The sequence below is a fragment of the Variovorax sp. TLI9-5A genome (assembly GCF_056867935.1).
On sequence record NZ_CP200310.1, the window covers coordinates 557,489 to 575,357 of the forward strand.

General features: G+C 64.7%; 27 protein-coding genes and 1 tRNA gene. 21 read left to right on the forward strand and 7 right to left on the reverse strand.

From position 1 onward, the window contains the following. The first annotated feature begins 18 nt into the window (after positions 1 to 18). From AC1VNX_RS02660 to AC1VNX_RS02670, 3 genes are read left to right on the forward strand one after another with little or no spacing between them, the layout of a single operon-like run. A complete protein-coding gene (locus AC1VNX_RS02660) occupies positions 19 to 594 on the forward strand; it encodes a Dps family protein (protein WP_432728314.1) in 576 nt (191 codons plus the stop codon). Further along, positions 584 to 1,483, forward strand: coding sequence for a 4-hydroxybenzoate octaprenyltransferase (gene ubiA / locus AC1VNX_RS02665; protein ID WP_483155354.1), 900 nt, complete (start codon positions 584 to 586; stop codon positions 1,481 to 1,483). Before AC1VNX_RS02660 ends, ubiA begins: the two co-directional genes overlap by 11 nt. Before the next feature lie 7 nt (positions 1,484 to 1,490). Beyond that, positions 1,491 to 1,976, forward strand: coding sequence for a MaoC/PaaZ C-terminal domain-containing protein (locus AC1VNX_RS02670; protein ID WP_483155355.1), 486 nt, complete (start codon positions 1,491 to 1,493; stop codon positions 1,974 to 1,976). Positions 1,977 to 1,995: 19 nt separating this feature from the next. Here AC1VNX_RS02670 and proC read toward each other — a convergent pair whose 3' ends face one another. After that, a complete protein-coding gene (proC, locus tag AC1VNX_RS02675) occupies positions 1,996 to 2,853 on the reverse strand; it encodes a pyrroline-5-carboxylate reductase (RefSeq protein ID WP_483155356.1) in 858 nt (285 codons plus the stop codon). Next, positions 2,850 to 4,028 (reverse strand): esterase-like activity of phytase family protein, encoded by a 1,179-nt coding sequence (locus AC1VNX_RS02680; RefSeq protein ID WP_483161864.1) that lies wholly within the window; start codon positions 4,026 to 4,028, stop codon positions 2,850 to 2,852. Before AC1VNX_RS02680 ends, proC begins: the two co-directional genes overlap by 4 nt. 220 nt (positions 4,029 to 4,248) lie before the next feature. On the opposite strand from AC1VNX_RS02680, the gene rplN reads away from it, so the two are divergent. The 18 genes from rplN to AC1VNX_RS02770 all read left to right on the forward strand — a co-directional run bounded on the left by rplN (position 4,249) and on the right by AC1VNX_RS02770 (position 13,178). Beyond that, positions 4,249 to 4,617 carry a 50S ribosomal protein L14 gene (gene rplN / locus AC1VNX_RS02685; RefSeq protein WP_009124801.1) on the forward strand — a complete coding sequence of 123 codons (369 nt, stop codon included), beginning with the start codon at positions 4,249 to 4,251 and terminating at the stop codon, positions 4,615 to 4,617. A gap of 12 nt (positions 4,618 to 4,629) precedes the next feature. Beyond that, positions 4,630 to 4,962: a 50S ribosomal protein L24 gene (rplX, locus tag AC1VNX_RS02690; RefSeq protein WP_483155357.1), complete on the forward strand. Its 333-nt coding sequence runs from the start codon at positions 4,630 to 4,632 to the stop codon at positions 4,960 to 4,962. An 11-nt stretch (positions 4,963 to 4,973) separates the two neighbouring features. Beyond that, complete coding sequence (gene rplE / locus AC1VNX_RS02695; RefSeq protein ID WP_093196100.1) at positions 4,974 to 5,513, forward strand: 50S ribosomal protein L5; 540 nt, start codon at positions 4,974 to 4,976, stop codon at positions 5,511 to 5,513. Positions 5,514 to 5,521: 8 nt separating this feature from the next. After that, positions 5,522 to 5,827 (forward strand): 30S ribosomal protein S14, encoded by a 306-nt coding sequence (rpsN, locus tag AC1VNX_RS02700; RefSeq protein ID WP_019653969.1) that lies wholly within the window; start codon positions 5,522 to 5,524, stop codon positions 5,825 to 5,827. 20 nt (positions 5,828 to 5,847) lie between these two features. Then, on the forward strand, positions 5,848 to 6,243 hold the full coding sequence (gene rpsH, locus AC1VNX_RS02705) for a 30S ribosomal protein S8 (protein WP_081267428.1): 396 nt from the start codon (positions 5,848 to 5,850) through the stop codon (positions 6,241 to 6,243). A gap of 24 nt (positions 6,244 to 6,267) precedes the next feature. Then, a complete protein-coding gene (rplF, locus tag AC1VNX_RS02710) occupies positions 6,268 to 6,801 on the forward strand; it encodes a 50S ribosomal protein L6 (protein ID WP_483155358.1) in 534 nt (177 codons plus the stop codon). 14 nt (positions 6,802 to 6,815) lie between these two features. Then, positions 6,816 to 7,181, forward strand: coding sequence for a 50S ribosomal protein L18 (gene rplR, locus AC1VNX_RS02715; RefSeq protein ID WP_026346312.1), 366 nt, complete (start codon positions 6,816 to 6,818; stop codon positions 7,179 to 7,181). Positions 7,182 to 7,199: 18 nt separating this feature from the next. Further along, a complete protein-coding gene (gene rpsE / locus AC1VNX_RS02720) occupies positions 7,200 to 7,718 on the forward strand; it encodes a 30S ribosomal protein S5 (RefSeq protein WP_125950502.1) in 519 nt (172 codons plus the stop codon). A gap of 35 nt (positions 7,719 to 7,753) precedes the next feature. Then, positions 7,754 to 7,936 (forward strand): 50S ribosomal protein L30, encoded by a 183-nt coding sequence (gene rpmD / locus AC1VNX_RS02725; protein WP_019653974.1) that lies wholly within the window; start codon positions 7,754 to 7,756, stop codon positions 7,934 to 7,936. 11 nt (positions 7,937 to 7,947) lie between these two features. After that, positions 7,948 to 8,379, forward strand: a complete 432-nt coding sequence (rplO, locus tag AC1VNX_RS02730) for a 50S ribosomal protein L15 (protein ID WP_019653975.1) — start codon at positions 7,948 to 7,950, stop codon at positions 8,377 to 8,379. Positions 8,380 to 8,406: 27 nt separating this feature from the next. Next, a complete protein-coding gene (secY, locus tag AC1VNX_RS02735; protein ID WP_432728307.1) occupies positions 8,407 to 9,720 on the forward strand; it encodes a preprotein translocase subunit SecY in 1,314 nt (437 codons plus the stop codon). 64 nt (positions 9,721 to 9,784) lie between these two features. Further along, a complete protein-coding gene (rpmJ, locus tag AC1VNX_RS02740) occupies positions 9,785 to 9,898 on the forward strand; it encodes a 50S ribosomal protein L36 (RefSeq protein WP_013544106.1) in 114 nt (37 codons plus the stop codon). Between the two features lie 23 nt (positions 9,899 to 9,921). Further along, on the forward strand, positions 9,922 to 10,287 hold the full coding sequence (gene rpsM, locus AC1VNX_RS02745; protein ID WP_013544105.1) for a 30S ribosomal protein S13: 366 nt from the start codon (positions 9,922 to 9,924) through the stop codon (positions 10,285 to 10,287). 12 nt (positions 10,288 to 10,299) lie between these two features. Continuing rightward, complete coding sequence (gene rpsK / locus AC1VNX_RS02750; protein WP_009124825.1) at positions 10,300 to 10,704, forward strand: 30S ribosomal protein S11; 405 nt, start codon at positions 10,300 to 10,302, stop codon at positions 10,702 to 10,704. Positions 10,705 to 10,835: 131 nt separating this feature from the next. After that, positions 10,836 to 11,459 carry a 30S ribosomal protein S4 gene (rpsD, locus tag AC1VNX_RS02755; RefSeq protein ID WP_093196104.1) on the forward strand — a complete coding sequence of 208 codons (624 nt, stop codon included), beginning with the start codon at positions 10,836 to 10,838 and terminating at the stop codon, positions 11,457 to 11,459. A gap of 142 nt (positions 11,460 to 11,601) precedes the next feature. Beyond that, positions 11,602 to 12,591: a DNA-directed RNA polymerase subunit alpha gene (locus AC1VNX_RS02760; RefSeq protein ID WP_483155359.1), complete on the forward strand. Its 990-nt coding sequence runs from the start codon at positions 11,602 to 11,604 to the stop codon at positions 12,589 to 12,591. 93 nt (positions 12,592 to 12,684) lie between these two features. After that, positions 12,685 to 13,083: a 50S ribosomal protein L17 gene (rplQ, locus tag AC1VNX_RS02765; RefSeq protein WP_126021204.1), complete on the forward strand. Its 399-nt coding sequence runs from the start codon at positions 12,685 to 12,687 to the stop codon at positions 13,081 to 13,083. 18 nt (positions 13,084 to 13,101) lie between these two features. Then, a tRNA-Met gene (locus AC1VNX_RS02770) sits at positions 13,102 to 13,178 on the forward strand. Positions 13,179 to 13,314: 136 nt separating this feature from the next. Here AC1VNX_RS02770 and AC1VNX_RS02775 read toward each other — a convergent pair. Genes AC1VNX_RS02775 through AC1VNX_RS02795 form a run of 5 tightly spaced genes read right to left on the reverse strand, consistent with a single transcriptional unit; the run spans position 13,315 to position 17,869 of the window. Beyond that, entirely contained in the window at positions 13,315 to 13,713 is a 399-nt protein-coding gene (locus AC1VNX_RS02775) for a RidA family protein (protein ID WP_301505593.1), read from the reverse strand. Then, complete coding sequence (locus AC1VNX_RS02780; protein ID WP_483155360.1) at positions 13,710 to 15,332, reverse strand: AMP-binding protein; 1,623 nt, start codon at positions 15,330 to 15,332, stop codon at positions 13,710 to 13,712. The genes AC1VNX_RS02775 and AC1VNX_RS02780 overlap by 4 nt, the downstream gene beginning before the upstream one ends. Positions 15,333 to 15,337: 5 nt before the next feature. Then, entirely contained in the window at positions 15,338 to 16,531 is a 1,194-nt protein-coding gene (locus AC1VNX_RS02785; protein WP_483155361.1) for an acyl-CoA dehydrogenase family protein, read from the reverse strand. 4 nt (positions 16,532 to 16,535) lie between these two features. Beyond that, positions 16,536 to 17,390: an enoyl-CoA hydratase family protein gene (locus AC1VNX_RS02790; RefSeq protein WP_483155362.1), complete on the reverse strand. Its 855-nt coding sequence runs from the start codon at positions 17,388 to 17,390 to the stop codon at positions 16,536 to 16,538. After that, the gene (locus AC1VNX_RS02795; protein WP_483155363.1) at positions 17,387 to 17,869 is read right to left on the reverse strand and encodes a MarR family winged helix-turn-helix transcriptional regulator; all 483 of its coding nucleotides are present in this window, start codon (positions 17,867 to 17,869) and stop codon (positions 17,387 to 17,389) included. The genes AC1VNX_RS02790 and AC1VNX_RS02795 overlap by 4 nt, the downstream gene beginning before the upstream one ends.

Here is a 17,869-nt window from a genome sequence, read left to right on the forward strand (position 1 = left end):
AGAAAAGGATCTCCCGCCATGGCCAAAGACTCTAAGAAATCGTCGTCCGCAGCTTCCGCCGGCAAGGTGCCCAAGAAGGGCGGCAAGCAGGTCGCGCAGGAGTCGGGCAGCCGCAACGCGCCCATCATCAACATCGGCATCGAGCGCCAGGATCGCGCCGCCATCGCCGAAGGCCTGAGCCGCGTGCTGGCCGACACCTACACGCTGTACCTCACCACGCACAACTTCCACTGGAACGTGACGGGCCCGCACTTCAACTCGCTGCACGCCATGTTCATGGGCCAGTACACCGAGCTGTGGGGCGCGACCGACGTGCTGGCCGAGCGCATCCGCGCACTGGGCCACTACGCGCCGGGCTCGTATGCCGAGTTCAGCAAGATCGCCACCGTGCCCGACGTGCCGCAGAACCCGCCCAAGGCGATGGAGATGGTGCGCATCCTGGTAAAGGGCCACGAGACCGTGTCGCGCATCGCGCGCGAATTCATTCCTGTCGCCGAAGAAGCCGGCGACGACCCGACGGCCGACATGCTGACCGCGCGCTGCACGGTGCACGATCAGACGGCCTGGATGCTGCGTTCCCTCCTTGAAGACTGATTCCGCTCCTCCCGTCATCGCGCCCGCGGTTCGCCGCGGGCGTTTTGCGTTGTATCTCGACCTGATCCGCTGGAACCGCCCGGCGGGCTGGCTGCTGTTGCTGTGGCCCACGCTGGGCGCGCTGTGGTTCGCGGCGGGCGGCTGGCCGGGCTGGCACCTGCTGATCGTGTTCACGCTCGGCACCTTCCTGATGCGCAGCGCCGGCTGCTGCGTCAACGACGTGGCCGACCGCGACTTCGACCGCCACGTCAAGCGCACGGCGCAGCGGCCCGTGACCAGCGGCGAGCTGTCGGTCAAGGAAGCGCTGGGGCTGGGCGTGGTGCTGGCGCTGGTGTCCTTCGGGCTGGTGCTCACGACCAACCGCACGACGGTGCTGTGGTCGTTCGCGGCACTGGCCATCACGCTGATCTACCCCTTCGCCAAGCGTTTTGTCTCGGTGCCGCAGGCGGTGCTGGGCATCGCCTTCAGCTTCGGCATTCCGATGGCCTTCGCGGCGGTGCAGTCGACCGTGCCGCTCTTCGCGGCGGCGCTGCTCGCAGGCAACCTGTTCTGGGTGCTGGCCTACGACACCGAATACGCGATGGTCGACCGCGACGACGACCTGAAGATCGGCATGAAGACATCGGCCATCACCTTCGGCCGCTTCGACGTTGCGGCGGTGATGGTGAGCTACGCGATCTTCCTTGCGGTCTGGACCTGGGCAGGTGCCAGCCGTTCGCTGGGCGTGCTGTTCTACGTCGGCATCGCGGTGGCCGCGGCGCAGGCGCTGTGGCACTGGCAACTGATCCACGACCGCACGCGCGAAGGCTGCTTCAAGGCCTTCCGCCTGAACCACTGGCTCGGCTTCACCGTGTTCGCCGGCGTCGTGGCCGGCTATGCGCTGCGTTGAACTGAACATGATGTCCGACGCACTGCTGCAGCGGCTGAAGCTCACGATCGGCCAGGAGGGCCACTCGGGCTGGCATCGCATCACGCAGGAGATGGTCGACCGCTACTCGGAGCTCTCGGGCGACGGCGAAGGCGAGTGGATCCACCTCGACCCCGAGCGGGCGGCGCGCGAGGCCGGCTACGGCGGCACCATCGTGCAGGGCTTCTTCCAGGTGTCGCACTTGATCCGGCTGACCGGCGAGGCCATGCGCACGCTGCTGCCCTTCGACTCGAACCACGCCCTCAACTACGGCTTCGATCGCCTGCGCTTCGTGCGGCCGATGCCGGTGGGGGCGCGCTTCCGGGCGCGGGTGCGCATCGCCGACGTGAGGCCCAAGGCAGGCGACAGCTTCCTGCTGAAGGAAGAGGTCTGGCTGGAGCTGGAAGACGGCACCGTCACGCTGGCCGCCGAGTGGCTGTTCCTGCTGGGCCCGCGCGCGCTGGCCGCGGACTGAGCCCTGACCGCTGCCCCGGTCAGCCGCGGCCGAATTCTTCGCCCAGTTCGGCGGCGCGCTTCTGTGCCGCACGGATCGCGGTCTTGAACTGCGACTTCACATCCGCCGCCTGCAGCGAGGTGATGGCCGCGTAGGTCGTGCCGCCCTTGGAGGTCACGCGCTCGCGCAGCACCGAGGGCGGCTCGGTCGCGCTGTGCGCCAGCGACGAGGCGCCGGTGAAGGTGCCGATGGCCAGCCGCTGGGCCTGTTCGGGCGAGAGGCCCATCTCCACGCCGGCCTCGGTCATCGCTTCGATGAAATAGAACACGTAGGCCGGACCGGAGCCCGACATGGCGGTGACGGCGTCTAGCGCCGGTTCTGCGTCGACCCAGAGCAGTTCGCCGGTGGGCGCCAGCAGCTGGCCGACCAGGGAGCGGTCGGTGCCCTCGACGCCGGGCCTGGCGTACAGGCCGGTCATGCCCTTGCCCACCAGCGCGGGTGTGTTGGGCATGGCGCGCACCACGCGCTCGGTGCCGAGCCAGCGCGCGATGCTGTCGGACGGAATGCCCGCGGCCACGCTCAGGTGCAGGGCATCGGCGGCAAAGGCGCGCACCGGCTTGGCGGCTTCGGCGAAGGTCTGCGGCTTGACCGCCCACACCACCACGCCGCAGCGCGAAAGAGCCTCGCCCGCCTCGGCCTTGGCGACGATGCCGAAGGACTGGGCCAGCTTCGTGCGGGCTTCCTCGAAGGGCTCGACCACCTCGAAGGCATCCGCCGGGGTGCCTTGCTGGATCAGGCCGCCGATGATGGCGCTGGCCATGTTGCCGCCCCCGATGAAGGCGACGGGGGGCAGCGGCGCGGGGCCGGTGCGGGGCAGGAAGGTCACGGCGATGGTCATGGTCGGTCGGCGTATTCGAAGGCGGCGAACTGGGTGATTTGAAGGGGATTGAAATTGTCGTCGCTCACGACCACCAGCATGCGCTTGCCGCCCGGCAGGGGCGGGCCCCAGCACATGCCTTCGGTGTTGTCAAGCCGGGAGAGGCCCAGCGCGGCGAAATCGGCCACCAGCGTCTTGGCCGCCGGCCGGTGGTTGCCGGGCGCCAGCGCATCGACCGCGAGCACGTCGCTGGCGGCGCGGGTGTCGATCTCGTACAGGCGCAGCGAATTGCCGGCGCCGGTGGCGTAGGCGCGCTCCAGCACCAGCATGCGGTCGGCATCGAGCATCAGGATCTCGCTCACGCCGTTGTCGGCGTAGCTGCCGGGGATCAGCGGGCGCAGCGGGATGGCGTCGGGGATATAGGCGATCTGGCGGTCGGCCTGGCCGGTCTCGAGGTCGATGCGGGTGAAGCGGCAGGGGCCGCCGGGGGCGCTGGTGGTGGGCTCGGGGCCGTCCTGGATCAGGGCGTTTTCCATTCCCAGCCAGGCGAATCGGCCATCGGGCGTGAGGCTGACGCCCTCGAAAGTCAGGTTGTCGCGTGGGCCGCGGCGTTTGGCCGGGTCGGCCTGGAACATCGCCGGCGTCCGGAATTCGCGCAGGAAGCGGCCGTCGCGGGCCGATTCGTACAGCGCGGGACCGAAGCCGCGGGCGACGTCGCCTTCGCTGGTCCAGAGCAGGGTGTTGGTGGCGGGGCGTAGCCGGAGGGCTTCAGGGTCGGGCACCGGGAGGCTGTCGACCGCGTTGCGCCGGTTGGGCCAGGGGCCGCCGCCGGGACGTTGCAGCTGCACCGCGCCGGTCGGCTCCGGCGGCGCGGCCTGCGGGGAGGGCCAGCGCGCGGTGTAGTAACGCACTGGTGCCAGGTCTGACCGGTCGTCGCTGATGAGCAGGTACTCACCTCGGATCAGGTCGTAGTCGATGCCCGAGAGGCCTCCGGCCGTGGTTCCTTCTATATGAAGGCGGTGCGGCCAGCGTGCCTCGGCGACGAGGCGCAGCCGGCCGGGGTCCGGCTTCGGCGTCGCGCCGCCCTTGCAGCCGGCCAGTGCCAGTCCCGCCAGTCCCGCCAGGCCGGCCCCACCGGCCAGCAGCAGGCGCCGGCGCTGCATCGACGAGGTCGAAAGAATGGGGTTTTCGGGCATTCGCACGCCCCGAAGTCTAGTGGCAGTGCTTGACGGCAATCAGGGTTGTTGACTTCCGGCTTCTCGCGTGCAACAATCGCGGGCTTCGCTTTCAAAAGGCGGAGCTTTCAGCCCAAAGCGAAAGTGTCCCGAGTGGTTCGGGGCATGGACGACGGGCCCAAGACTGACTGATTTGCCTCCCTCCTGGATGCACATCGGTACAAGTTGGGAATATCAAGAAATGATCCAAACTGAATCCCGGCTCGAAGTGGCCGACAACACGGGCGCGAAATCCGTCCTGTGTATCAAGGTGCTCGGTGGCTCCAAGCGGCGTTATGCCAGCGTGGGCGACGTCATCAAGGTCAGCATCAAGGAAGCCGCTCCGCGTGGTCGCGTCAAGAAGGGCGAGATCTACAGCGCAGTGGTGGTCCGCACCGCCAAGGGCATCCGTCGCGCCGACGGTTCGCTCGTCAAGTTCGACGGCAACGCAGCAGTGTTGCTCAACGCCAAGCTGGAGCCCATCGGCACCCGCATCTTCGGACCGGTCACGCGCGAACTGCGCACCGAGAAGTTCATGAAGATCGTGTCGCTGGCACCCGAAGTTCTCTAAGGACACAACGCCATGAACAAGATTCGCAAGGGCGACCAGGTCATCGTGTTGGCCGGCCGCGACAAGGGCAAGCGGGGCACCGTCTCGCTGCGCAAGGACGACTCGCATGTGGTCGTCGAAGGCATCAACCTCGTCAAGAAGCACACCAAGCCGAACCCGCTCAAGGGTACGACCGGTGGCATCGTCGAGAAGGCCATGCCGATTCACCAATCCAACGTGGCGATCTTCAACGCCGCGACCGGCAAGGCCGATCGCGTGGGCGTCAAGGTCTCGCAGGATGCTGACGGCAAGCGCGTGGCTGTTCGCGTGTTCAAGTCGAGCGGCGAAGAAATCAAGTTCGCCTAAGAGGTACTCACATGGCACGTCTCCAACAACACTATCGCGAAAAGATCGCGAAAGACCTGACGGAAAAGTTCGGCTACACGTCGCCGATGCAGGTTCCGCGCCTCACCAAGATCACGCTCAACATGGGTGTGGGTGAAGCAGTCGCCGACAAGAAGGTTCTCGACAACGCAGTCGCCGACCTGACCAAGATCGCCGGCCAGAAGCCCGTGGTCACCAAGTCGAAGAAGGCCATCGCCGGCTTCAAGATCCGCGAAAACCAGCCGATCGGCTGCATGGTCACGCTGCGTGGCGTGCACATGTACGAATTCCTGGATCGCTTCGTGACCATCGCGCTGCCGCGCGTTCGCGACTTCCGTGGTATCTCCGGTCGTGCTTTCGATGGCCGTGGCAACTACAACATCGGCGTCAAGGAACAGATCATTTTCCCCGAGATCGAGTACGACAAGGTCGATGCCCTGCGCGGTCTCAATATCAGCATCACGACGACGGCCAAGACCGACGAAGAAGCCAAGGCGCTTCTCGCTGGCTTCCGTTTCCCGTTCAAGAACTGAGGTGACCTGTGGCTAAAGCATCTTTGATCCAGCGCGAACTCAAGCGCGACAAGCTGGTTGCCAAGTTCGCAGCGAAGCACGCCGAACTGAAGGCGGCTTCCAACGACCTGAAGAAGACCGAGGAAGAGCGCGCTGCTGCTCGCCTGGCGCTGCAGAAGCTGCCGCGCAACGCGAACCCCACGCGCCAGCGCAACCGTTGCGAAATCACCGGTCGTCCCCGTGGCACCTTCCGTCAATTCGGTCTGGCCCGCGCCAAGATCCGCGAACTGGCTTTCAACGGCGACATCCCCGGTGTCACCAAGGCCAGCTGGTAAGCCAGGCAGGAGCAAACAACATGAGCATGAGTGATCCCATTGCCGACCTGCTGACGCGTATCCGCAACGCGCAGATGGTGGCGAAGCCCACCGTGTCGGTCCCGTCTTCCAAGGTGAAGATCGCGATCGCACAAGTCCTGAAGGACGAGGGCTACATCGACGGCTTCCAGGTCAAGACCGAAGCCGGCAAGAGCGAACTGGAAATCTCGCTGAAGTACTACGCTGGCCGTCCGGTCATCGAGCGCATCGAGCGTGTGAGCCGCCCCGGCCTGCGTGTCTACAAGGCCAGCGCTTCCATTCCGCAAGTCCAGAACGGCCTCGGCGTCGCCATCGTCACGACCCCCAAGGGCGTGATGACCGACCGCAAGGCTCGCGCCTCCGGTGTCGGCGGCGAAGTCCTGTGCTACGTCGCCTAACCGAGACATCGAGGAGTAACTGAAATGTCCCGAGTAGGAAAATCGCCGGTCGCCATCCCCGCAGGCGTGGATGTGTCGATCAAGGAAGACCAGATCAGCGTCAAGGGTGCGGGCGGCACGCTCAACCTCGCGCGCAACGCACTGGTCAACGTCGTCAGCAAGGACGGCAAGCTGAGCTTCGAACCCGCCAACGATTCGCGTGAAGCCAACGCGATGAGCGGCACGGTTCGCCAGCTCGTGAACAACATGGTGGTCGGTGTGACCAAGGGCTTCGAGAAGAAGCTCAGCTTGGTCGGCGTGGGCTACAAGGCCGCCGCCCAGGGCGCCAAGCTGAACCTCCAGGTCGGCTACTCGCACCCCGTCAACATCGACATGCCGCAAGGCATCACGGTGGCGACGCCCACCCCGACCGAAGTCGTGATCAAGGGTGCCGACCGCCAGCGCGTCGGCCAGGTGGCCGCTGAGATCCGTGCCGTTCGTCCGCCAGAGCCCTACAAGGGCAAGGGCATCCGCTATGCGGACGAGAAGATCGTGATCAAAGAGACCAAGAAGAAGTAAGGGGCAGCAAAATGATGTTGACCAAAAAAGCACAGCGTCTCCGCCGTTCGCGCCAGACCCGCATCCGCATCGCGACGCAGGGTGTGGCCCGTCTGACGGTGAACCGCACCAACCTGCACATCTACGCCACCGTCATCTCCGGCGACGGCGCCAAGGTGATTGCAACCGCATCGACGGCAGAAGCCGAAGTGCGTACCTCGCTCGGCGGTTCGGGCAAGGGCGGCAATGCCGCCGCAGCCACCGCCGTCGGCAAGCGCATCGCTGAAAAGGCGAAGGCTGCCGGCATCGAGAAGGTCGCTTTCGACCGCGCAGGTTTCGCGTACCACGGCCGCGTCAAGGCGCTGGCCGAAGCCGCCCGCGAAGCCGGCCTGCAGTTCTAAACGGACACGAGATTCAAAATGGCAAAGATTCAGGCAAGAGCGCAGAACGAAGGCCCCGAGGACGGTTTGCGCGAGAAGATGATCGCGATCAACCGCGTCACCAAGGTGGTGAAGGGTGGTCGTATCCTCGGTTTCGCAGCACTGACCGTGGTCGGTGACGGCGATGGCCGCGTCGGCATGGGCAAGGGCAAGTCGAAGGAAGTGCCCGCTGCAGTGCAGAAGGCAATGGAAGAAGCGCGTCGCAACCTGCTGAAGGTTTCGATCAAGAACGGCACGCTGCACCACCAGGTGCAAGGCCACCATGGCGCTTCGACGGTCGTGATGTACCCGGCTCCCAAGGGTACCGGCATCATCGCCGGCGGCCCGATGCGCGCCGTGTTCGAAGTGATGGGTATCACCGACATCGTGGCCAAGAGCCATGGTTCGTCGAACCCCTACAACATGGTTCGCGCCACGCTCGACGGGTTGAAGAACTCGACGACCGCCAGCGAAGTGGCTGCCAAGCGCGGCCTGACCGTCGAAGAAATCTTCGCCTGAGCGCAGGCCATCGCAAGCCTCAAGGAAGCATTCAAATGACGCAACAACAAACCCTCAAGGTGCAGCTGGTCAAGAGCCCGATCGGCACCAAGGAATCGCATCGCGCGACCGTGCGTGGCCTCGGCCTGCGCAAGCTCAACAGCGTGAGCGAGCTGCAAGACACGCCCGCAGTGCGCGGCATGATCAACAAGATCAGTTATCTGGTCAAAGTTCTGTAAGAGAGACTGATATGGAACTCAATGGCATCAAGCCGGCGGATGGCGCCAAGCACGCCAAGCGCCGTGTCGGCCGCGGTATCGGTTCCGGCCTGGGCAAGACCTCGGGTCGCGGCCACAAGGGCCAGAAGTCGCGCGCAGGCGGTTTCCACAAGGTCGGCTTCGAAGGCGGTCAAATGCCGCTGCAGCGTCGCCTGCCGAAGCGTGGCTTCAAGTCGCACCTGCTGAAGTTCAACGCCGAAGTCACGCTGACCGCTCTCGAGCAGCTCGGCCTGGCCGAAGTGGACATCCTGGCGCTGAAGCAAGCCGGCCTCGTGGGTCAGCTCGCCAAGGTCGTCAAGGTCGTGAAGACCGGTGAGCTCACCAAGGCCGTCAAGCTGACGGGCGTGGGCGCAACGGCTGGCGCCAAGGCTGCCATCGAAGCGGCCGGCGGCAGCATCGCCTGATCATCATCGGACTGAAAGAAGTTCTTCGTGGCAACTAACGCGGCAACGATCGCAAAAACAGGCAAGTTCGGCGACCTCCGTCGTCGGCTCGTCTTTTTGCTGCTCGCGCTCGTGGTCTACCGGATTGGCGCGCACATCCCTGTGCCGGGTATCAACCCGGACCAGCTGGCGGCGTTGTTCCAGGGCCAGCAGGGCGGCATTCTGAGCCTGTTCAACATGTTCTCGGGCGGAGCGCTGTCGCGCTTCACCGTGTTCGCGTTGGGGATCATGCCGTACATCTCGGCGTCGATCATCATGCAGCTGATGACCTACGTGCTTCCGACCTTCGAGCAATTGAAGAAGGAAGGCGAGGCCGGCCGCCGCAAGATCACGCAGTACACGCGCTATGGCGCGCTGGGCCTGGCCCTGTTCCAGTCGTTCAGCATCGCGGTCGCGCTCGAGTCGTCGGCTGGCTTGGTCATCTCGCCCGGTTTCGGCTTCCGCCTGACCGCCATGGTGAGCCTGACGGCTGGTTCGATGTTCCTGATGTGGCTCGGCGAGCAGATCACCGAACGCGGCCTCGGCAACGGCATCTCGATCCTGATCTTCGCGGGTATCGCGGCCGGTCTGCCCAACGCCATCGGTGGCCTGCTGGAGCTGGTGCGTACCGGCGCCATGAACGTGATCGTCGCGCTCTTCATCGTCGCCGTGGTGGTGCTGGTCACCTACTTCGTGGTGTTCGTCGAACGCGGTCAGCGCAAGATCCTCGTGAACTATGCGCGGCGCCAGGTCGGCAACAAGGTGTATGGCGGCCAGTCGTCGCACCTGCCGCTGAAGCTGAACATGGCCGGCGTGATCCCGCCGATCTTCGCCTCGTCGATCATCCTGCTGCCGGCAACGGTGGTCGGCTGGTTCAGCACCGGCGACGGCGGTTTCCGCTGGATCAAGGACGTTGCCAGCGCTCTGCGCCCCGGCGAGCCGATCTACGTGTTGCTGTATGCCGCTGCCATCGTTTTCTTCTGCTTCTTCTACACGGCGCTCGTGTTCAACAGCAAGGAAACGGCCGACAACCTGAAGAAGAGTGGTGCATTCATTCCTGGCATTCGCCCGGGTGACCAGACCGCTCGCTACATCGACAAGATTCTGGTTCGCCTGACGTTGGCTGGCGCGGTGTACATCACCTTCGTCTGCCTGCTGCCAGAGTTCCTGATCCTGAAGTACAACGTGCCGTTCTACTTCGGTGGTACCTCCCTGCTGATCATCGTGGTCGTCACGATGGACTTCATGGCCCAGGTGCAAAACTACATGATGTCCCAGCAGTACGAATCGCTGCTGAAGAAGGCGAACTTCAAGACATCGTAGGGCTGTGTTTCAGTATTGAGTCCGGGCGGTAGACCGCCACGTTAAACAGTTTTAGGAGAGTGAAATGAGAGTTTCGGCTTCGGTCAAAACCATTTGCCGTAATTGCAAGGTCATCCGCCGCAAGGGTGTGGTGCGCGTGATCTGCACCGACCCGCGCCACAAGCAGCGCCAGGGTTGATTGAAGAGTATTAGAGGACGCACATGGCACGTATTGCTGGCATCAACATCCCGCCGCACAAGCACGCTGAAATCGGCCTGACCGCCATCTTCGGCATCGGTCGCACCCGCGCCCGTCAGATCTGCGAAGCGAGCGGCATCGAGTATTCGAAGAAGATCAAGGATCTGACCGACGCCGATCTCGAGAAGATCCGCGACCAGATCGCGCTGTTCACGATCGAAGGCGACCTGCGTCGCGAAACGACGATGAACATCAAGCGCCTGATGGACATCGGCTGCTACCGCGGCTTCCGTCACCGTCGCGGCCTGCCGATGCGCGGCCAGCGCACGCGCACCAACGCCCGCACCCGCAAGGGTCCGCGCAAGGCTGCGCAGTCCCTGAAGAAATAAGGATAGAACAGCATGGCTAAAGCACCTGCAAACAACGCCGCACAGCGCGTTCGCAAGAAGGTTCGCAAGAACGTCGCGGACGGTATCGCTCACGTGCACGCTTCGTTCAACAACACCATCATCACGATCACCGATCGCCAGGGCAACGCCCTGTCGTGGGCTTCGTCGGGTGGCCAGGGCTTCAAGGGCTCGCGCAAGTCGACGCCGTTCGCTGCGCAGGTGGCTTCCGAAGTGGCCGGCCGTGCTGCTGTCGAACAAGGCATCAAGAACCTCGACGTCGAGATCAAGGGCCCCGGCCCCGGTCGCGAATCGTCGGTGCGCGCACTGGCTGCGCTCGGCATCCGGATCAACTCGATCGCCGACGTGACGCCCGTTCCGCACAACGGCTGCCGTCCCCAGAAGCGTCGCCGCATCTGATCGTCAGTCAGCAAGGCGCAGCCGGCTTTGAATAGCGGCTGCGCATTTGTTTTTTAACTAAGCCCACCGCCATCAGCATTCCGCCGATGGCTCCCGCAGGCAACTGCGGCAGATGACACAAAGGAAAAATCGTGGCACGTTACCTCGGCCCCAAGGCCAAACTTTCCCGCCGTGAAGGCACCGACCTGTTCCTGAAGAGCGCCCGCCGTTCGATCCAGGACAAGGCCAAGTTCGACTCCAAGCCCGGCCAGCACGGTCGCACCTCGGGTCAGCGCACCTCCGACTACGGCCTGCAGCTGCGCGAGAAGCAGAAGGTCAAGCGCATGTACGGCGTGCTCGAGAAGCAATTCCGCCGCTACTTCGAGGAAGCCGACCGCCGCCGTGGCAACACTGGCGCCAACCTGCTGTTCATCCTCGAATCGCGCCTGGACAACGTCGTCTATCGCATGGGCTTCGGCTCGACCCGCGCCGAAGCGCGCCAACTCGTGTCGCACAAGGCGATCACGGTGAACGGTCAGTCGGTCAACATCCCGTCGTACCTGGTCAAGACCGGCGACGTGATCGCCGTGCGCGACAAGTCGAAGAAGCAGACCCGCGTTGTCGAAGCTCTGCAACTCGCCCAGCAGGTCGGTATTCCGGCATGGGTCGACGTGAATGCCGACAAGGCCGAAGGCACGTTCAAGAAGGTGCCCGATCGCGACGAATTCGCAGCCGACATCAACGAATCGCTGATCGTCGAACTGTATTCGCGTTGATTTTTTCTACCCACCTGCGCTTACACGCGCCGGCGGGAGATTGTTTTTGTTGTTCACGTTCCTGTTCCGCGCTCCGTCGCGGCTCAGGTGCTTCACCAGCCTTACCGGTGTAACGAGCCGGGGGTATTGAGAGGAAGTCTGCATGCAAACCACCCTGCTGAAACCCAAGACCATCCAGGTCGAGCAACTTGCCGCCAACAAGGCCAAGGTGACGCTCGAGCCTTTCGAGCGCGGCTACGGCCACACGCTCGGCAACGCGCTGCGTCGCGTTCTGCTGTCGTCCATGGTGGGCTACTCGGCCACCGAAGTCACGATCGCTGGCGTTCTGCATGAGTACTCGTCGATCGACGGCGTGCAGGAAGATGTCGTCAACATCCTGCTGAATCTCAAGGGCGTGGTGTTCAAGCTCCACAACCGCGACGAAGTCACGCTGAGCCTGCGCAAGGACGGCGAAGGCCCGGTCCTGGCGTCAGACATCCAGACCCCGCACGACGTCGAGATCATCAACCCCGACCACGTGATCGCCAACCTGTCGCAAGGCGGCAAGCTCGACATGCAGATCAAGGTCGAGAAGGGCCGCGGCTACGTGCCCGGCACGATGCGCCGCTATGCGGACGAGCCGACCAAGTCGATCGGCCGCATCGTCCTCGACGCCTCGTTCTCGCCCGTCAAGCGCGTGAGCTACACGGTCGAAAGCGCCCGCGTCGAGCAGCGCACCGACCTCGACAAGCTGCTGGTCGAAATCGAGACCAACGGCGCGATCACCGCCGAAGACGCCGTGCGCGCATCGGCTAAAATCCTGGTCGAGCAGCTCGCCGTGTTCGCGCAGCTCGAAGGCGGCGAACTCGCTGCGTTCGACGCTCCGGCTCCGCGCAGCGCACAGCAGTTCGATCCGATCCTGCTGCGCCCTGTCGACGAACTCGAACTGACGGTGCGTTCGGCCAACTGCCTGAAGGCCGAAAACATCTACTACATCGGTGACCTGATCCAGCGCACCGAGAACGAGCTGCTCAAGACCCCGAACCTGGGTCGCAAGTCGCTCAACGAAATCAAGGAAGTGCTCGCCTCGCGCGGCCTGACCTTGGGCATGAAGCTCGAAAGCTGGCCGCCGGCCGGTCTCGACAAGCGTTGATTTGAATTTTTTGAAGAGGCCCCCTGAAAAGGGCCAGTGCACCGGGCAGTACCTGACACGGCTGCCTGTTTTTATAAAGTAAAGGAAAGCACCATGCGTCACGGACACGGACTCCGCAAACTCAACCGCACCAGCTCGCACCGCCTCGCGATGCTGCAGAACATGATGAATTCGCTCATCGAGCACGAAGTCATCAAGACCACGGTCCCCAAGGCCAAGGAACTGCGCCGCGTCATCGAGCCGATGATCACGCTCGCCAAGAAGCCCACCGTCGCCAACAAGCGCCTGGCCTTCGACCGCCTGCGCAACCGCGATGCCGTCGTGAAGCTCTTCGGCGACCTCGGCCCGCGTTTCGCAACGCGTCCGGGCGGCTACACCCGCATCCTGAAGATGGGTTTCCGCGTGGGTGACAACGCCCCGATGGCGCTCGTCGAACTGGTTGATCGTCCTGAAATTAAAGAAGACGCAGCCGAGCAAAACGCCGCTGAATAAGCTATAATCTAAGTCTGCCGCGCGATGGAGCAGCCTGGTAGCTCGTTGGGCTCATAACCCAAAGGTCGCAAGTTCAAATCTTGCTCGCGCAACCAAATTAAAAAGGCCCTTTGAGAAATCAAAGGGCCTTTTTCTTCGCCGATCTTTTTGTCGATCAATTGCCGGTGAGTGGCAAAAAAGAAATGCCCTCGCAATGAGGGCATTTTTTATTTTGGGCGACGAGGAAACGGGTCAGTCCGGAATGACCGCCGTCACCTCGATCTCAACCTTGGCCCGGTGCTCCACCAGCGCCGCCACCTGCACGCAGGTCATGGCCGGGAAGTTGCGCCCCATCGCATCGCGATAGACCGGCCCGAGCTCGCCCAGCCGGCGGCTGTATTCGTCGCGGTCCGTCACGTACCAGGTCATGCGCACCATGTGCTCTGGGCCCGCACCACCTGCGCGCAGCACCTCGACGATGTTGCGCAGAGCCAGGCCGCACTGGTCGATGAAGTCGTCGGACTCGAATTGCTGCTGTGCATTCCAGCCGATCTGGCCGCCGACGAACAGCATCGTTCCGCGAGCGGCCACGCCGTTCGCATAGCCTTTGGGAGGCAGCCAGCCTTCGGGCTGCAGGAGTTTGTTGATCATGATGTCGTGTTGAGTTGTCTCAGTCTGAATCGTTGGAGCTTGCCGGTTTCCGTGCGCGGCAGTACCGGCACGAACTCGATCTCCCTTGGGTATTTGAATGGCGCAATGGTCGCCTTCACATGGTCCTGCAGCGCCTTCACGAGGGCTGCGTTGCCCTCGTTGCCGGGCTTGAGAACGCAGAACGCCTTCACGATCATGCCGCGCTCGGCATCGGGCTTGCCGATCACGCCGCACTCGGCCACGGCGGGGTGCTTGAGAAGCGCATCTTCTACCTCGGGCCCGCCGACGTTGTAGCCGGCCGTGATGATCATGTCGTCCGCGCGCGCCTGATAGAAGAAATAGCCGTCGTCGTCCTGCACGAACGAATCGCCCGGATAGTTCCATCCGTTCTTCACATAGTCGGCCTGGCGCGGATCGTCGAGATAGCGGCAACCCACCGGCCCCTGCAGCGCGAGCTTGCCGACCGTGCCGTGCGGCACCTCGTTGCCCTCCCCGTCCACCACCTTCGCGGTGAAGCCGGGCACCGCCTTGCCGACTGCTCCCCGGCGCACGTCGTCGCCCGCAGCGGAGATGTAGATGTGGAACACCTCGGTCCCGCCGATGCCATCGAGCATCTCGAGGCCGGAAGCTTCCTTCCACAGCTGGCGCGTGGCGTCGGGCAAGGCCTCGCCCGCACTCACGCTGATGCGCAGGCTGGGCATGCCGTGCTGCTTCACGAACGTCGCCATCTGGCGATAGAAGGTCGGCGCCGTGTAGCAGATGGTCGCACCGACTTCGTTGATGAGCTTCACCAGCCCTTCGGGCGTGAAAGGCGCATCGGGGAAATAGACCGATGCCCCCGCCCACATCGGAAACACCAGCAGCCCGCCGAGCCCGAAGGTGAAGGCCAGCGGCGGCGACCCCACCACGATGTCGTCGCTGCGCGCGCGCAGCACATGGCGCGGCCAGGTTTCGCACATCGCGAGCACGTCGCGGTGCGTGGTGACGGGGGCCTTCGGCTTGCCGGTTGTGCCCGAGGTGAAGGCCAGCAGCGCGATGTCGTCGGATGCCGTGGGGCATGCCTTGAATACGCCGCTCTTCTTCGCTGCGCGCGCCGAGAGCGAGTCCTCCGCATCGGGCTTGTTGAACGCCACCACCGTGGCAAGCACCGGATGCGCCTGCTGCGCCATCAGCAGCTCGTCGAGCAGCCGCCCGTCGCACAGCGCGGCCACAGGCTGCGACTTCTCGATGATGTCGCCCAGTTCCTTGGCGCGCAGCAGCGGCATCGTCGCCACGGCGATCAGCCCGGCCTTGACCACCGCCAGCCACGCCAGCGCCATCGCCACCGAATTGCCGCCGCGCAGCAGCACACGATTGCCCGGCACCAGCCCGAGATCCTCGACCAGCACCTGCGCGATGCGGTTGACCTCGACGGCCGCCTGCGCATAGGTCAGCGTGCCCCGCGGCGAGCGCAGCATCGGCTTGTCGCCGAAGCCCTTCGCCGCAGCCTTGTCGAGCAGTTCCTCGACCAGGTTGAGCTGGTCGGGCAGCCGAAGCTCGGGCAGGTCGTAGCGAAAGACAGGCAACTGCGCCGCAGGCGGCAGGCGGTCGTGAACGAAGCGGTCGACTTGGGCAGACACGGTGTTTATCCCCGCAGAACGGATTTGCCGATGATCAGTTGTTGGACTTCCGTCGCGCCTTCATAGATGCGCAGCGAGCGGATGTCGCGGTAGAGGCTTTCAACCTTCGTGCCAACCTTCACGCCGAGGCCGCCATGCATCTGCAGCGCCATGTCGATCACGCGGCTTGCGTTCTCGGTGGCGCACATCTTGGCCATGGCCGCGGCGGCCGACACGTCGCCCACAGCAGGTGCGCCGCGCCGCTCGGCGTCGTCGCGCATCCATGCGGCGCGGTAGGTGAGCAATGCGGCGCTGTCGATCAGCGCGGCCATCTCGCCGAGCTTCGCCTGCGTGAGCTGGAAGTCCGCCAGCGTCTGGCCGAACATGCGGCGCTTCTTCGAATGGGCGATCGCTTCCGCCAGCGCGCGCCGGCCCATGCCGAGCGCGGCTGCCGCCACCGAGGCGCGGAAGATGTCGAGCGTGCGCATCGCGAGCTTGAAGCCGCCGTTGAGCTCACCCAGCTGTGCGGTGCGTGGCACGACGCAGTTCTCGAAGCGCAGCGTGGCCAGCGGGTGCGGTGCCATCACGTCGATGTGCGCGGAAGTGTCGAGACCTGGCGTCTTCGCATCGACGATGAACGCAGTGATGCCGCGCGTGCCGCCCGCCGGGTCGGTCTTCGCGAACACGCAGTAGAAGTCGGCGATGCCGCCGTTGCTGATCCACGTCTTCTCGCCGTCGAGCTTCCAGCCGTCGGCGGTTGCTTCTGCGCGCATCGCCATCGCGCCGACGTCGGAGCCGGCTTCAGGCTCGCTGAGCGCGAAGGCTGCGATCTTGTTGCCCTTGGCCACGGCCGTCAGGTAGTCGGCATGCTGCTGCGGCGTGCCCGCCAGTGTGATCGATCCGCTGCCCAGGCCCTGCATCGCGAAGGCGAAGTCGGCGAGTGGTGAGTGGTAGGCGAGCGTTTCGCGCAGCAGCACGAGGGCGCGCGAATCGAGCCGCTCCAATGCGCCGCCGGAACTGCCAGGCACGCAGTAGCGCAGCCAGCCGCCGGCGCCGAGCCGCTGGACCCATTCGCGGCAGGCCGCGCGGTCGTCGTGCTCGTCGACCTGCTGCGCGTCGGCCCAGGGCAGCAGGCCGTCGGCCAGCGCGCGGTGTGCGTCGTCGAAGAAGGGCAGCGCGAGGTGCGCCGTCGAAGGTGGTGCGGGAGCCTTGGTCAACATCGCGTCAGTCCCCGCCGAAGACCGGCTTGCGCTTGGCGGCGAAGGCCTCGTAGGCGCGCTTGAAGTCCTCGGTCTGCATGCAGATGGCCTGTGCCTGCGCTTCGGCCTCGATGGCCTGGTCGATGGTCATCGACCATTCCTGCGACAGCATCGTCTTGGTCATGCCGTGCGCGAATGTCGGGCCCTCGGCCAAGTCGCGTGCGACCTTCGTCGCGGCCTCGAGCAGCGCTTCGCTTTCGTGCAGCGCGTTGAAGAAGCCCCAGGCGTGGCCCTCCTGCGCGGTCATCGCGCGGCCGGTGAACAGCAGCTCCGACGCGCGCCCCTGGCCGATCACGCGCGGCAGCAGCGCGCAGGCGCCCATGTCGGCACCGGCGAGGCCCACGCGCGTGAAGAGGAACGCGGTGCGCGTGGCAGGCGAGCCGTAGCGCAGGTCGCAGGCCAGCGCGATCATCGCGCCGGCACCCGCGCACACGCCGTCGATCGCGCCGACGATGGGCTGTGGGCAGGCGCGCATGGCCTTCACCAGGTCGCCCGTCATGCGCGTGAACTCCAGCAGCTCGGGCATGCGCATGCCGGTCAGCGGGCCGATGATCTCGTGCACGTCGCCGCCGGAGCAGAAATTGCCGCCCGCGCCGGTCACGACGATCGTCTTCACGTCGGTGGCGTAGACCAGCGCGCGGAACAGGTCGCGCAGCTCGCCGTACGAGTCGAAGGTCAGCGGGTTCTTGCGATCCGGCCGGTTCAGCGTGATGGTGCCCACGCCGACCTCGAAGCTCCATGCGAAGTGCTCCGCCTTGTAGGCCGCCTTGGGTTCGAATTGCGCGCGCATGGGATTGCCCGCGCCGATGTAGTGCTTCATTCGGTCTCCGCCATCAGTAGTTGGTTGTGCGAGTGCTGCTTGACCTTGCCGAGCAGCTTGTGCAGTTGCGCGATCTCCTTCGCGCTGAGGCCCGAGAAGGCCTCGACGATCCAGTCTTCGTGCTGCTGCGCCATTTCGTTGAAGAGCTTGCGGCCCCGCGGCGTGAGGCGCACGCGCCAGGCGCGGCGGTCGCCCTCGACGTTGATGCGCTCCACCAGCCCTTCGGCCACGAGCTGGTCGGTGATGCCGGTCACGTTGCCGCCGGTCACCATCATGCGGCGCGAGAGCTCGTTCATCTTCAGGCCCTCGGGCGAGCGCTCGAGCTGGGACATCAGATCGAAGCGCGGCAGCGTTGTCGCGAACTGCGAGCGCAGTTCGTTGCGCACCTGCTTTTCGATGAGCTGGGTGCAGGTGAGCAGCCGCAGCCAGAGCCGCAGGGCTTCGGGGTGCTCGGCATGCGCGCGCGCTTCGAGGTCCAT

Excerpts from the sequence above, each read along its gene's own strand:
- rpsE (WP_125950502.1), top strand. The coding sequence starts at position 7,200 with ATGGCAAAGATTCAGGCAAGAGCGCAGAACGAAGGCCCCGAGGACGGT.
- AC1VNX_RS02660 (WP_432728314.1), top strand. The coding sequence starts at position 19 with ATGGCCAAAGACTCTAAGAAATCGTCGTCCGCAGCTTCCGCCGGCAAG.
- rpmD (WP_019653974.1), top strand. The coding sequence starts at position 7,754 with ATGACGCAACAACAAACCCTCAAGGTGCAGCTGGTCAAGAGCCCGATC.
- rpsH (WP_081267428.1), top strand. The coding sequence starts at position 5,848 with ATGAGCATGAGTGATCCCATTGCCGACCTGCTGACGCGTATCCGCAAC.
- rpsM (WP_013544105.1), top strand. The coding sequence starts at position 9,922 with ATGGCACGTATTGCTGGCATCAACATCCCGCCGCACAAGCACGCTGAA.
- AC1VNX_RS02775 (WP_301505593.1), bottom strand. The coding sequence starts at position 13,713 with ATGATCAACAAACTCCTGCAGCCCGAAGGCTGGCTGCCTCCCAAAGGC.
- proC (WP_483155356.1), bottom strand. The coding sequence starts at position 2,853 with ATGACCATCGCCGTGACCTTCCTGCCCCGCACCGGCCCCGCGCCGCTG.
- AC1VNX_RS02790 (WP_483155362.1), bottom strand. The coding sequence starts at position 17,390 with ATGAAGCACTACATCGGCGCGGGCAATCCCATGCGCGCGCAATTCGAA.
- rplR (WP_026346312.1), top strand. The coding sequence starts at position 6,816 with ATGTTGACCAAAAAAGCACAGCGTCTCCGCCGTTCGCGCCAGACCCGC.
- rplQ (WP_126021204.1), top strand. The coding sequence starts at position 12,685 with ATGCGTCACGGACACGGACTCCGCAAACTCAACCGCACCAGCTCGCAC.
- AC1VNX_RS02785 (WP_483155361.1), bottom strand. The coding sequence starts at position 16,531 with ATGTTGACCAAGGCTCCCGCACCACCTTCGACGGCGCACCTCGCGCTG.
- rplE (WP_093196100.1), top strand. The coding sequence starts at position 4,974 with ATGGCACGTCTCCAACAACACTATCGCGAAAAGATCGCGAAAGACCTG.
- rpmJ (WP_013544106.1), top strand. The coding sequence starts at position 9,785 with ATGAGAGTTTCGGCTTCGGTCAAAACCATTTGCCGTAATTGCAAGGTC.
- AC1VNX_RS02795 (WP_483155363.1), bottom strand. The coding sequence starts at position 17,869 with ATGGACCTCGAAGCGCGCGCGCATGCCGAGCACCCCGAAGCCCTGCGG.
- rplF (WP_483155358.1), top strand. The coding sequence starts at position 6,268 with ATGTCCCGAGTAGGAAAATCGCCGGTCGCCATCCCCGCAGGCGTGGAT.
- rplX (WP_483155357.1), top strand. The coding sequence starts at position 4,630 with ATGAACAAGATTCGCAAGGGCGACCAGGTCATCGTGTTGGCCGGCCGC.
- AC1VNX_RS02760 (WP_483155359.1), top strand. The coding sequence starts at position 11,602 with ATGCAAACCACCCTGCTGAAACCCAAGACCATCCAGGTCGAGCAACTT.
- AC1VNX_RS02670 (WP_483155355.1), top strand. The coding sequence starts at position 1,491 with ATGATGTCCGACGCACTGCTGCAGCGGCTGAAGCTCACGATCGGCCAG.
- rpsK (WP_009124825.1), top strand. The coding sequence starts at position 10,300 with ATGGCTAAAGCACCTGCAAACAACGCCGCACAGCGCGTTCGCAAGAAG.
- rplN (WP_009124801.1), top strand. The coding sequence starts at position 4,249 with ATGATCCAAACTGAATCCCGGCTCGAAGTGGCCGACAACACGGGCGCG.
- rplO (WP_019653975.1), top strand. The coding sequence starts at position 7,948 with ATGGAACTCAATGGCATCAAGCCGGCGGATGGCGCCAAGCACGCCAAG.
- AC1VNX_RS02680 (WP_483161864.1), bottom strand. The coding sequence starts at position 4,028 with ATGCCCGAAAACCCCATTCTTTCGACCTCGTCGATGCAGCGCCGGCGC.